We start from the raw sequence: 11,902 nt of genomic DNA, 5'->3' as shown, positions 1-11,902 counted from the left end.
CGTCTCCAGCTGCGCCCGCGACACCGGATCCGCCACCGGCTTGTCGATGTCCACCGTCGGAGTGTTGTGATCCTCGGTCGCGATGGTCAGATCCAGCCGACGCACCCGCCGCCCGCTCCTGCGCAACCCGTCGAAAGCCTGCGGGCTCGTCACCTCGTGCAGCAGATGCAGATCGATGTAGAGAAGATCGGGCTCGCCCTCGGCGCGCCGGACGACATGATCGTCCCAGACCTTCTCCGCGAGTGTCCTACCCATCGCTTTCCCTCCGGCCGGCCATACGTCCACCGACCCAACTAGAGATCCTGGGGAACGGTGGCTGCCCTGTGAGGGGCCCCTGAAGTCGTGATTCCGGGCGTCCACCGCCGGGCCCGTCGGTCTGCGGGCCGCTGTCCGTTCCAGGGTGGCGCGTTCCACGCGAATGTGAACTTGCGTTTCACAGAGTGAGACGCAAGTATCGTTGCATGGACAACAGTAGCGGCGTCGGCGTTCTGGACAAGGCGGCCCTCGTCCTGAGCGCTCTGGAGTCCGGTCCGGCCACCCTCGCGGGTCTGGTCGGCGCCACCGGACTGGCACGACCCACGGCCCACCGCCTGGCCGTGGCCCTGGAACACCACCGCATGGTGGCACGCGACATGCAGGGCCGGTTCATCCTCGGCCCGCGCCTCGCGGAGCTCGCCGCGGCGGCCGGCGAGGACCGCCTGCTCGCGACGGCGGGCCCCGTGCTCACCCACCTCCGCGACGTCACGGGCGAGAGCGCGCAGCTCTACCGGCGCCAGGGCGACATGCGGATCTGCGTGGCCGCGGCGGAACGCCTCTCCGGCCTGCGGGACACCGTCCCGGTCGGCTCCACGCTCACCATGAAGGCCGGCTCCTCGGCGCAGATCCTGCTCGCCTGGGAGGAGCCGGAGCGCCTGCACCGCGGCCTGCAGGGCGCCCGCTTCACGGCGACGGCCCTGTCGGGCGTACGGCGGCGCGGCTGGGCCCAGTCCATCGGCGAGCGGGAACCGGGCGTCGCGTCCGTCTCCGCGCCCGTGCGCGGCCCCTCCAACCGCGTCGTGGCCGCGGTGTCCGTCTCCGGGCCCATCGAGCGCCTGACCCGCCACCCGGGCCGCATGCACGCCCAGGCGGTCATCGACGCGGCGGCCCGCCTGTCGGAGGCCCTGCGCCGCTCCGGCTGACCCGCCACGACCCTGCCCGCCGGCAAGGGGCGGCCCCAACGCCGCGGCAGCCCCTCGCCGAGGCGGCGGACGGGCGGACGGGTCCTCGGCCACCCGCGCCGGGCTCGGGCTGCACCCGCCGCTGCGGGCGGCCGACCGAACGCGTCTGCGTGGACTTCCGGCGGAGTGCGTCCCTCGACGGCGCCGGCAACGGCGAAGGCCCCCCACCGAGGTGGAGGGCCTTCCCTGTGCGTACCCCCGACCGGATTCGAACCGGCGCTACCGCCTTGAGAGGGCGGCGTGCTAGGCCGCTACACAACGGGGGCGTGGATCTTGCGTTTCCGCAGATCCGAGCTGGTCTACCTGGACTCGAACCAAGACTAACTGAACCAGAATCAGTCGTGCTGCCAATTACACCATAGACCAATGATGGTTTAGACCAGTCAGTACCCCCGACCGGATTCGAACCGGCGCTACCGCCTTGAGAGGGCGGCGTGCTAGGCCGCTACACAACGGGGGCCCTAGCGATCCCGACAAGATCGAGATCAGTACCCCCGACCGGATTCGAACCGGCGCTACTGCCTTGAGAGGGCAGCGTGCTAGGCCGCTACACAACGGGGGCTTTGCAGATGAGCTCTGCGAGCTGGCCTACCTGGACTCGAACCAAGACTAACTGAACCAGAATCAGTCGTGCTGCCAATTACACCATAGGCCACTGGAACTCAAGCCCCTACGGGGATCTCGTTCTAGTCTGCTCCTCGGGGTTCCGGCCTTCCGGCCCGCTCCCCTCGGCGCAGGAAGAACATTACCCGAAGGTGGACGGGGCTCCAAAACGGGTATCCGCGCGGACGAGCGCCGGGAGTTCGGCGAGGCTCGTGATCCGGTGCGCGGGGCTGTGCCCGACGGCCCGCGCGCCGCCCGCGCCGCGGTCGATCCACACGGACAGCAGCCCGGCCTCGGCGGCGCCCCGCCCGTCGATCTCCGGATGGTCGCCGACGTACGCCACCTCGTGCGGCGGCAGCCCCAGCGCCTCGCAGGCGGCCAGGAAGGCGGCGGCCTCGGGCTTGGAGACGCCCAGCTCCACGGCGCACAGGACGGACTCGAAGCGGTCGAGGAGGCCGAGGGCGCGCAGCTTGCGCTCCTGGACGGTGAGGCTGGAGTTGGACAGCACCGCGTGCCGGTGACCGGCGGCGAGGGCGTCCAGGGCGGGCAGGACGTCCGGGAAGACGCTCCAGGCGGCCTCGTAGTGCCCGAGGTGCCGCTGGAACCAGGCGTCGGCCTCCGCATCGCTCAGGTCCGCCCCGAGGAACACCCGGACGCAGTCGCGCCGCCGGCCCTGGAACGTGGTCTCGCCGGCCGCGTGCCGCGCCCACTGCTCCTGGGCGATCCGCCGCCACCGGGCCGGCGCGTCCTCGGCCGTGCCGCGGCCGGCCGGCAGCCCCTCCGCCGCCAGGTGGGCGCGCATGCCCTCCCGGTCGGCGGCCGTGTGGTCGAACAGGGTGTCGTCCACGTCCCAGACCACGGCTCTGATCGTCATGCCGGCGACGGTACCGCCGCAGCGTCCGGGGGTCCGGCTGTTTCCCCGGACGCTCGCGCGACGTGCCCCGGGACGCCGGGCGCGTTCGGGGAAGGGAGGGGAAGGGAGGGGAAGGGAGGGGAAGGGGGGGTCAGGCCGGTTCCAGGCCCACGAAGAAGTCGGTGACGAAGCAGGCGACCTCCCCGGACGCGGTGCGGCCGACCCAGGTGGGGTAGACGCCGTCGCCCCAGCCGGAGGCGAAGGCGATCAGGGTGTGGCCGGTGCCGGGGGCGGTGACCCGGTGCGGGCCGATGTCCCAGGAGTCCTGGTCGAAGGCGTCCCACAGCGGGCCCTCGTCGCCGTCGCACTCCGGGAAGGCGTCGTCGGCCGAGGCGTCGTGGAAGCAGCCGGCGCCGGCGTCGACGCCGTAGCCGTAGAACTCGTCCTCGCCGAGCGCGGCCGGATCCTGGCCGGGCAGCAGCGCCAGCTCCCAGCCGGCGGCGGGCTCGTCGCGTATGACGAGCCGGGCCGCGGCGATCCGCCGGTGCGGCCGGGCGGCCGGGGGCTCACCGGCACGTTCGAGCGTGGCCACCGCCGCCTCGACGCGGTAGCGGCCGGGGGCGACGGTCGTCGTGAACGGCTCGTTCTCGCCCTGGCCGAGGGAGATGAACGGGTCGCAGGCGATCAGCCGGCCGGTGGGCAGCCACAGCTCGCCGGCGTCCGCGACGGAGATCACACCGGTGACGCCCGGCTCGTCGGTGAAGGTGGTGCCGGGCGTGAACAGCGAGGCGAAGTCACGGGCGGGCATGGGCATGGGGACGCCTTTCCTCGGGGCGGGCCGGCGAAGACGATCGGCACGGCGGTCGGCGGAACACTAGACCCCCTGACCGACGGCGAAGGGGCGGCGCCCGCATTACGGGCGCCGCCCCTGTCATGTTCCGCTCGTCTCAGGCCAGCTTCGCCAGGGCCGCGTCGATGCGCGCCAGCGTCCGCTCCTTGCCGAGGATCTCCAGGGACTCGAAGAGCGGCAGGCCGACGGTGCGGCCGGTGACGGCCACCCGGACCGGGGCCTGGGCCTTGCCGAGCTTGAGGCCGTGGGCCTCGCCGGCGGCCAGCACGGCTTCCTTGAGCGACTCGGCGGAGGCCCAGTCGGCCGACTCGAGCTTCTCCCGGGCGGTGCGCAGGAGCGCGTCCGAGCCCTCCTTCATGGCCTTGTTCCACGAGGCCTCGTCGAAGACCGGCTCCGGCAGGAACAGGAAGTCGACGTTGGCGGTGATCTCGGAGAGGACCTTCAGCCGGGTCTGGGCGTGCGGGGCGATCGCGTGCCACTTGGCCTCGTCGAAGTCCTCCGGCGCCCACGGGGCGAACGGCGCCCTCAGCCACGGGCGGCAGCGCTCGGTGAACTCCTTCACGTCCAGCATGCGGATGTGGTCGGCGTTGATCGCCTCGCACTTCTTCAGGTCGAAGCGCGCCGGATTGGGGTTGACGTCGGCGACGTCGAAGGCGGCGACCATCTCGTCGACGGTGAAGACGTCCCTGTCCGCGGAGAGCGACCAGCCCAGCAGGGACAGGTAGTTGAGCAGGCCCTCGGGCAGGAAGCCCTGCTCGCGGTAGAGGTTGAGGGACGACTGCGGGTCGCGCTTGGACAGCTTCTTGTTGCCCTCGCCCATGACGTAGGGCAGGTGGCCGAACTGCGGGATCCGCCGGGCGACGCCCAGCTCGATCAGCGCCTTGTAGAGCGCGATCTGGCGCGGGGTGGAGGAGAGCAGGTCCTCGCCGCGCAGCACGTGGGTGATGTCCATCAGCGCGTCGTCCACCGGGTTCACCAGCGTGTACAGCGGGGCGCCGTTCGCGCGGACGATGCCGTAGTCCGGCACGTTCTCCGGGGTGAAGGTCAGCTCGCCGCGCACCAGGTCGGTGAAGGTGATCGTCTCGTCCGGCATGCGGAAGCGGACGATCGGGGTGCGGCCCTGCGCCCGGTACCGCTCGACCTGCTCGGCGGTCAGGTCGCGGCAGTGGCCGTCGTAGCCGGAGGGGCGGCCGGCGGCGCGGGCGGCCTCGCGGCGGGTGTCCAGCTCCTCCTGGGAGCAGTAGCAGTGGTAGGCGTAGCCGCCGTCGAGGAGCTTCTGCGCGACGTCGGCGTAGATGTCCATGCGCTGCGACTGGCGGTACGGCGCGTGCGGGCCGCCGACCTCGGGGCCCTCGTCCCAGTCGAAGCCGAGCCAGCGCATCGCCTCGAGGAGCTGCCGGTAGGACTCCTCCGAGTCGCGGGCCGCGTCGGTGTCCTCGATGCGGAAGACCAGGGTGCCCTGGTGGTGCCGGGCGAAGGCCCAGTTGAACAGGGCGGTGCGGACCAGGCCCACGTGGGGGTTACCGGTGGGCGAGGGGCAGAAACGGACGCGGGGGCGTGCCGCCTGCTCGAGCGGAGCCGAGGGGGAGGGTGAGCCGGGTGCGCTAGCCACGCTTGACAACCTTGTTGGTGAGAGTGCCGATGCCTTCGATGGTGACGGCGACCTCGTCGCCGACGTTGAGGGGGCCGACCCCTGCCGGGGTGCCGGTGAGGATGACGTCGCCGGGGAGCAGGGTCATGGCCTCGGAGATGTTGACGACCAGGTCCTCGATGGAGTGGATCATCTCGCTGGTGCGGCCGAGCTGGCGCTGCTCGCCGTTGACCGTGAGCTGGATGGTCAGGTCGTTGGCGGTCTCCAGGGAGAGGTCCGTCTCCACCCAGGGGCCGAGGGGGCAGGAGGTGTCGAAGCCCTTGGCGCGGGCCCACTGCTTCTCGGTGCGCTGGACGTCGCGGGCGGTGACGTCGTTGGCGCAGGTGTAGCCGAAGACGACGTCCTTGACGCGCTCGCGCGGGACCTCGCGGCACATGCGGCCGATCACCACGGCCAGCTCGGCCTCGTGGTGCAGCTCCCGGGAGAAGGGCGGGTACTGGATGTCGTCGCCGGGGCCGATCACCGAGGTGGAGGGCTTGAAGAAGGCGAACGGCGCCTCGGGCGTCTCGTGGCCCAGCTCGCGGGCGTGCTCGGCGTAGTTGCGGCCGAACGCGACGACCTTGTTGGGGAGGACCGGCGGGAGCAGCCTGACCTTGCTGAGCGGCACCTTGGTGCCGGACAGCTCGTGGTCCGCGAACGGGATGCCCTTGATGATGTCGAGGACGAGTTCGTCCTGCTTGTCGCCCTCGACCGCGCCGAAGGCTACGTTCCCGTCGATGGAGAACCTGGCGATGCGCACGGGATCCTTGCGCCCCTCACTGAGAACCGGCGTACTGACGCCTCAGGTTAACCGGTCGGGCGGCCCGGCGTTCTTCCGGTGCGACGCCCGGCGCGGTCTCCCCCGGCCGCGGAAATCGGTGCGGCGCCATCCGCTCCCCGCGGTGTCACCGCAGGCAGGACGGGTGACGGGGGTGGGCGGCGGGACAGGCGCGGTGCTCGTCCCGGGCGGCGGGGGCGGTGGGGACACGCGCTCGCGGGGAGCGTCCCGGCCGGGGGGACGGACCGGGGGGAAGACGAGAGCGGCCGGCGGGATCGTCGTGCGATCCCGCCGGCCGCTCTCGGCACATCCCCGGTTGATCCCCGGCTACTCGCCGGCCGCGGCGCCCGCGCCGGCCGGGACCTCCATGAGGACGGTGCGCCGGGGGTTGGCCGTCTGGGCGGGGAGGTCGACGGGGTGCTCCGGAAGCTCCGGCGTCTGCAGTTCGCCGGCGTCCTCGAGGTGCGCCAGGGTCGTGCGCCGCGGGTTGGCGATCGTGCGGAACATCATCGTCGTCTTCACCGTTGCCGTCCTGTCGAAGTCACCGTTCTTGTAAAGCGTCAGGCTAAACATCCCGTTCCCCGCCGAAACCGCCAACGCCCCACGATCCTCATGTGAGTTTGCTCACGACCTCACGGACAATCGGGCCAATTCGGGCTGGCGTTCGGCTTCATGGAAACGGACATTGACCCCCTGAAGCCATCATTCCGCTCCTGATCATGGCGACTGGGACACCGGACGCCCGACGGCGACTCGCTGGAGTACGCCCGTTTTGCCCCACAACCAGCTCCACGCCCGGTGATCTGGCCCTCACGGTCCGTCACGGAGGTCACAGCTCGGGACACTGCCCTTGTTGGAGATCCTGCACTGTGCTGGAATTCCACGGACCGCCGCGGGATCGAGCCGGCGCGCAGGGGCGCAGAACAGCGCCGAGCAGCGGCGGGACAGGGGGGAACCAGCGCCGGTCACTCAAGACCACCCGGGGGGCGTATTCAGGGCGCTCTCCACGACGCCGACACCGTGTCCCTCCGTTCACGCGGAGGGGCGCCTGGTCCAGAGGTTGCGACGCTAGTGCAGGGACGTTTCAAGAGGGATGGCAGCGCTTCGGCGGAGCCGGAGCCGCACGGCGGGACTGGCCCGATGGCCGGCGGCTCCTCGCCCCAGCACGCCCAGAGCCCGGGGCCGGGCCCGTCCAAGGACGGCGGCGGTCGCCCCGGCACGTCGGCCCCCTCGGCTGCCACGGCGGCGCCCTCGGGCAACCCCGCCCCGACGGTCAAGCCCGTGCCGGACGTGCCCGGCACCGGTTCGCGCATGGCCCTGCGCAACTGGCGCATCTCCACGCGCCTGGTCTCGCTGCTCGCGCTGCCCGTGGTCGCGGCCACCTCGCTGGGCGCGCTGCGCATCAACGAGAACATGAACGACATCCAGCAGCTCGACAACATGAAGCTGCTGACGGACATGACCAAGCAGGCGACCGAGCTGGCCCACGCGCTCCAGGAGGAGCGCGACCAGGCCGCCGGTCCGCTGGCGCACGGCCTCAAGGGCACCGACTACACGGTCAAGGGCTACCAGCAGAAGACCGACCGGGCCCGCGAGAACTTCCTCAACGCCTCCGAGCAGATCGACGCGGCCAGCAAGGACGGCAACCTGCAGGGCGTGCGCGACGCGCTCGTCGGCCTCGCCAACCAGCTCGACGACCTCGCCCGCATCCGCCAGAAGGCCTACGGGTCGCAGAAGAACGCGACCCAGACGGTCGAGTCCTACCACCGGCTCATCACCCAGCTGATCGGCCTCTCCCAGGACATGGCCGAGGCGTCCAGCAACCCGGAGATGATCTCCCGCACCCGCGCCCTGGCGGCCTTCTCCACCGCCAAGGAGTACGCGTCCGTGCAGCGCGCCATGATCGCCGCGGCGCTGCCGGCGACGAACGCCACCAAGGGCGACCTCTCCGAGAACGACCGCCTCTACGGCCAGTCGGCGTACGAGAGCGAGGGCTCCGAGCTGGCGATCTTCCGGAAGATCTACGCCAACCAGGACGCCGAGCAGATCCTCAAGCCGATCGACGAGGGCAACGCCACGATCGAGTCGGCCGACACCTACGCCAAGCGCGCCTTCGAGTCCCCGGACGGCCTGCAGCAGCTGCCCGCGCGGTCGTACCGCGACTGGGTGGACGCCAGCTCGACCAAGATCGAGCAGATGAAGAAGATCGAGCGCACGCTGCTCGAGGAGATGGAGCAGAAGGCCCGCGAGCTGAAGAGCGCCACCCAGCGCGACGCCATCATCTCCGGTGCGCTGATCCTGCTCGTGCTCGGTGTGTCGCTGGTCGGCGCCTTCGTCGTGGCGCGGTCCATGATCCGCTCGCTGCGCCGGCTGCAGGAGACCGCGACCCGGGTCGCCCAGGAACGTCTGCCGGAACTGGTCAAGCAGCTCTCGGAGGCCGACCCGCAGGACGTCGACACCTCCGTGGAGTCGGTCGGCGTGCACTCCCGCGACGAGATCGGCCAGGTGGCCGCGGCCTTCGACGACGTGCACCGCGAAGCGGTCCGCCTCGCCGCCGAGCAGGCCCTGCTGCGGGGCAACGTCAACGCGATGTTCACCAACCTCTCGCGCCGCTCGCAGGGTCTGATCCAGCGCCAGCTGTCGCTCATCTCCGAACTGGAGTCCCGCGAGGCCGACCCGGACCAGCTCTCCTCGCTGTTCAAGCTGGACCACCTCGCCACGCGTATGCGCCGTAACGGTGAGAACCTCCTGGTCCTCGCGGGCGAGGAGCCGGGCCGCCGCTGGACCCGCCCGGTGCCGCTGGTCGACGTGCTCCGCGCCGCCGCCTCCGAGGTGGAGCAGTACGAGCGCATCGAGCTGGCCTCGGTGCCCACCACCGAGGTCGCCGGCCGGGTCGTCAACGACCTCGTGCACCTGCTCGCCGAGCTGCTGGAGAACGCGACCTCGTTCTCCTCCCCGCAGACCAAGGTCAAGGTCACCGGTCACGCCCTGCCCGACGGCCGGGTGCTGATCGAGATCCACGACACCGGCATCGGCCTCTCCCCCGAGGACCTCGCGGCGATCAACGAGCGGCTCGCCTCGCCGCCCACCGTGGACGTCTCCGTCTCCCGCCGCATGGGTCTGTTCGTGGTCGGCCGCCTGTCCCAGCGGCACGGCATCCGCATCCAGCTCCGCCCGTCCGACTCCGGCGGTACGACCGCGCTGGTCATGCTGCCCGTGGACGTCGCCCAGGGCGGCAGGAAGCCCGTTCCGGGCAAGCCCGGCGCACCCGTGTCCACCGGCGGCCCCGCCGCCGCGCAGGCCGCGGCCGGTGCGGCCGCGGCCCGGCGGGCGACCGGCAACAACGGCGGCGCCTTCGGCGGCGGCCCGGCCGGCGGCGGTCTGCTCGGCTCCGGTCCCGGCTCGCGCGGCCAGGGCCAGGTCGGCTCCGGCCAGGGTCCGCGGGCCGCGCTGCCCGGCACGGGCCAGGGCGGCCGTCCCGGTGCGCCCGGCGGAGCGCGCGGACCGCAGGGCGGTCCGGGCGCGGCGCCGCAGCGCCGGCCCGCCCCCGGCGCGGGCGGCTTCGACGCTCAGGCGCCGGGCGCCCCGCAGGGCCTGCAGGCCGCGAACCCGGCCGGCCCGCAGCAGGACGCCTTCGGCGGTCCCGGCCGCGGCCGCAAGCGGTCCGCCGGCGCCCCCGGCCAGGGCCGCCGGCCCCAGCTGCCGGGGCGCGGCGGTCCGCGGGCCGAGCTGCCCGGCGGCGACCCGCAGTCCCGCACCCCGGACTGGAACGACTCCCGGCCCCCGCTGTCGCGTGCCTCGCTGGACGCGCCGCGCGGCCACGACGAGCAGGACCCGGCACAGACGGCGCACATGCCGCGCGTGGACGACCGCCAGGGTCCGGGCGCGACCGCGGAGATGCCCCGGATCGACGCCCAGGGTCCCTCCGGCACCGGCGAGTTCCCGCGCCCGGAGCAGAACGGCGTCAACGGCTCCGCCCAACAGCTGGGCCAGTACGGTCACTCCGACGACCCGCAGCGGACGGGCCAGTACGCGCAACAGGAGAACGCGCAGTACAACGGCCAGTTCGGGCACTCCGACGCTCCGCAGCAGCCGGGCCGCTTCGACGATCCCGGCAACGGGCAGAACTCCGGCTCGTTCGTCCGTCCCGACGTGTTCGGCACGCCGGCGGACAACGGCGCGCAGAGCACCGGCCAGTTCGCGGCTCCGCAGGCGTACGACGGCGGTCACGCCGGCTCCACCGGGCAGCACGCCCTGCCGGTCCGTCAGGACCCGGCGCACACGGGGCAGTTCGAGCGTCCGCAGCCGTCCGGCCGCGACGACTTCGGCGCCCCGCGTCACGCCCCCCAGCAGCGTCCGGTCCGCCAGGAGCCCGACAGCCGGGGCGCCGCGCAGCGGCCCGACGAGGGCCGGGGAGCGGGCGACGGATGGGCGCTGCCGCCGGCCAGCGGCCCGGGTGACGGCCGCACCCCGCTGTACGACACCCTGGAGACCAACTGGTTCCACGGCGGTCAGCAGCAGGAGGGCGCGTCCGCACCGCAGCAGCAGCGGCAGGAACAGCAGCCGCAGCAGCAGCCGCAGGCGTCCGCCCCGGCTCCGCAGCGGTCCGCCTCCACCACCGGTTCCTGGCGCACCTCGCCGAACGACGAACTGATGCGGCAGGCGGAGCGCGTCCGGCAGCCCGCCGCGGGCGGGGTCACCACGTCCGGTCTTCCGCGCCGGGTGCCGCGGGCGAACCTCGTGCCCGGCACGGCCCAGCAGCAGCAGCATCAAAGCGGTCCGCAGGTCTCGCGTGCGCCTGACGACGTACGCGGACGGCTGACCAATCTCCGTCGGGGCATCGCTCAGGGCCGTCAGGCCGGCAGCGGCCAGACCGGCAGCTTCCCGAGCCCCACTCACCAGCAGGAGCGTTAGTTGAGTCCGATGAGCCAGGCGGCACAGAACCTGAACTGGTTGATCACCAACTTCGTGGACAACACCCCAGGGGTGTCCCACACAGTGGTGGTCTCCGCCGACGGCCTTCTGCTGGCGATGTCCGAAGGCTTCCCACGGGACCGCGCCGACCAGCTCGCGGCGGTCGCGTCCGGGCTGACCTCGCTGACCGCCGGGGCCTCCCGGATCTTCGAGGGCGGCACGGTGTCGCAGACGGTCGTCGAGATGGAACGCGGGTTCCTCTTCCTGATGTCCATCTCGGACGGTTCGTCGCTCGCCGTCCTGGCGCACCCGGACGCGGACATCGGCCTCGTCGGCTACGAGATGGCACTGCTCGTCGACCGCGCGGGTGCGGTGCTCACCCCGGATCTGCGCGCCGAACTACAGGGAAGTCTGCTTCACTGACCACCCCCGGCACCACCCACCTCACAAAAACACCGTCCGGCCGCCACAATCCCCCCACCGGCCCCGTCAGACGGCTTGACTTCACCGACTTGCTGTCCCGCCCGGAGGATTCATGACCCCGCCCACCGCCTCTCATGATCCGTACGCGGAGCCGTACGGGGACGAGGGCGACCAGCCGCTGGTACGGCCGTACGCGATGACCGGCGGCCGGACCCGGCCGCGGTACCAGCTCGCCATCGAGGCGCTGATCAGCACCACGGCCGATCCGGCAGCGCTCATGGGACTGCTCCCGGAGCACCAGCGCATCTGCCACCTGTGCCGCGAGGTCAAGTCGGTCGCGGAGGTCTCCGCGCTGCTGGCCATGCCGCTCGGTGTGGCCCGGATCCTGGTCGCCGACCTCGCCGAGGCCGGCCTGGTCGCCATCCACCAGCCGGGTGGCGACGAGAACAACGGCGGCGCTCCGGACGTGACGCTGCTCGAAAGGGTGCTCAGTGGACTTCGCAAGCTCTGACGCGGGCCGGGCCACCACCTCCGCGAAGATCGTGGTGGCGGGCGGCTTCGGCGTGGGCAAGACCACGTTCGTCGGCGCCGTCTCGGAGATCAACCCGCTGCGCACAGAGGCCGTCATGACGTC

At 72.2% G+C, this 11,902-nt stretch carries 10 protein-coding genes, 5 tRNA genes and 1 pseudogene; 5 read left to right on the top strand and 11 right to left on the bottom strand.

The features are described 5' to 3' along the window. On the bottom strand, positions 1 to 255 hold a 255-nt coding region (locus ABZ261_RS29225), incomplete at its 3' end, for an aconitase family protein (RefSeq protein WP_356864309.1). A gap of 206 nt (positions 256 to 461) precedes the next feature. Here ABZ261_RS29225 and ndgR point away from each other — a divergent pair. Further along, entirely contained in the window at positions 462 to 1,178 is a 717-nt protein-coding gene (gene ndgR, locus ABZ261_RS29220) for an IclR family transcriptional regulator NdgR (RefSeq protein ID WP_023546516.1), read from the top strand. Between the two features lie 232 nt (positions 1,179 to 1,410). On the opposite strand, the gene ABZ261_RS29215 is transcribed toward ndgR, so the two are convergent. From ABZ261_RS29215 to ABZ261_RS29170, 10 genes are all read right to left on the bottom strand, one after another. Next, a tRNA-Glu gene (locus ABZ261_RS29215) sits at positions 1,411 to 1,483 on the bottom strand. Between the two features lie 28 nt (positions 1,484 to 1,511). Next, positions 1,512 to 1,583 (bottom strand) — tRNA-Gln (locus ABZ261_RS29210). Positions 1,584 to 1,604: 21 nt separating this feature from the next. Beyond that, positions 1,605 to 1,677: transfer RNA gene (locus tag ABZ261_RS29205), tRNA-Glu, on the bottom strand. 29 nt (positions 1,678 to 1,706) lie between these two features. Next, a tRNA-Glu gene (locus tag ABZ261_RS29200) sits at positions 1,707 to 1,779 on the bottom strand. A gap of 21 nt (positions 1,780 to 1,800) precedes the next feature. Next, positions 1,801 to 1,872 (bottom strand) — tRNA-Gln (locus tag ABZ261_RS29195). Between the two features lie 90 nt (positions 1,873 to 1,962). After that, positions 1,963 to 2,694: an HAD family hydrolase gene (locus tag ABZ261_RS29190; RefSeq protein ID WP_356864307.1), complete on the bottom strand. Its 732-nt coding sequence runs from the start codon at positions 2,692 to 2,694 to the stop codon at positions 1,963 to 1,965. Positions 2,695 to 2,824: 130 nt separating this feature from the next. Continuing rightward, the gene (locus ABZ261_RS29185; protein ID WP_356864305.1) at positions 2,825 to 3,487 is read right to left on the bottom strand and encodes a DUF4241 domain-containing protein; all 663 of its coding nucleotides are present in this window, start codon (positions 3,485 to 3,487) and stop codon (positions 2,825 to 2,827) included. Between the two features lie 133 nt (positions 3,488 to 3,620). Then, complete coding sequence (gltX, locus tag ABZ261_RS29180; RefSeq protein WP_356864303.1) at positions 3,621 to 5,135, bottom strand: glutamate--tRNA ligase; 1,515 nt, start codon at positions 5,133 to 5,135, stop codon at positions 3,621 to 3,623. Then, a complete protein-coding gene (locus tag ABZ261_RS29175) occupies positions 5,128 to 5,913 on the bottom strand; it encodes a fumarylacetoacetate hydrolase family protein (RefSeq protein WP_356864301.1) in 786 nt (261 codons plus the stop codon). Before ABZ261_RS29175 ends, gltX begins: the two co-directional genes overlap by 8 nt. 345 nt (positions 5,914 to 6,258) lie before the next feature. Further along, positions 6,259 to 6,453 (bottom strand): hypothetical protein, encoded by a 195-nt coding sequence (locus tag ABZ261_RS29170; RefSeq protein WP_356864311.1) that lies wholly within the window; start codon positions 6,451 to 6,453, stop codon positions 6,259 to 6,261. A 549-nt stretch (positions 6,454 to 7,002) separates the two neighbouring features. Here ABZ261_RS29170 and ABZ261_RS29165 point away from each other — a divergent pair. The 4 genes and pseudogenes from ABZ261_RS29165 to ABZ261_RS29150 form a co-directional block, all read left to right on the top strand. Continuing rightward, entirely contained in the window at positions 7,003 to 10,845 is a 3,843-nt protein-coding gene (locus tag ABZ261_RS29165) for a nitrate- and nitrite sensing domain-containing protein (protein ID WP_356864299.1), read from the top strand. 9 nt (positions 10,846 to 10,854) lie between these two features. Further along, positions 10,855 to 11,268: a roadblock/LC7 domain-containing protein gene (locus ABZ261_RS29160; RefSeq protein WP_356864297.1), complete on the top strand. Its 414-nt coding sequence runs from the start codon at positions 10,855 to 10,857 to the stop codon at positions 11,266 to 11,268. 112 nt (positions 11,269 to 11,380) lie between these two features. After that, positions 11,381 to 11,779, top strand: coding sequence for a DUF742 domain-containing protein (locus ABZ261_RS29155; protein ID WP_019058642.1), 399 nt, complete (start codon positions 11,381 to 11,383; stop codon positions 11,777 to 11,779). Then, positions 11,760 to 11,902: pseudogene (locus ABZ261_RS29150) on the top strand (ATP-binding protein); the annotation flags it as partial. The gene ABZ261_RS29155 and the pseudogene ABZ261_RS29150, both read left to right, overlap by 20 nt.

The organism is Streptomyces sp. NPDC006193, assembly GCF_040613915.1.
In the GTDB taxonomy this organism is placed as follows: domain Bacteria; phylum Actinomycetota; class Actinomycetes; order Streptomycetales; family Streptomycetaceae; genus Streptomyces.
Note: the sequence above shows the minus strand (reverse complement) of the source record. Positions and strands in the feature narration are given on the sequence as shown.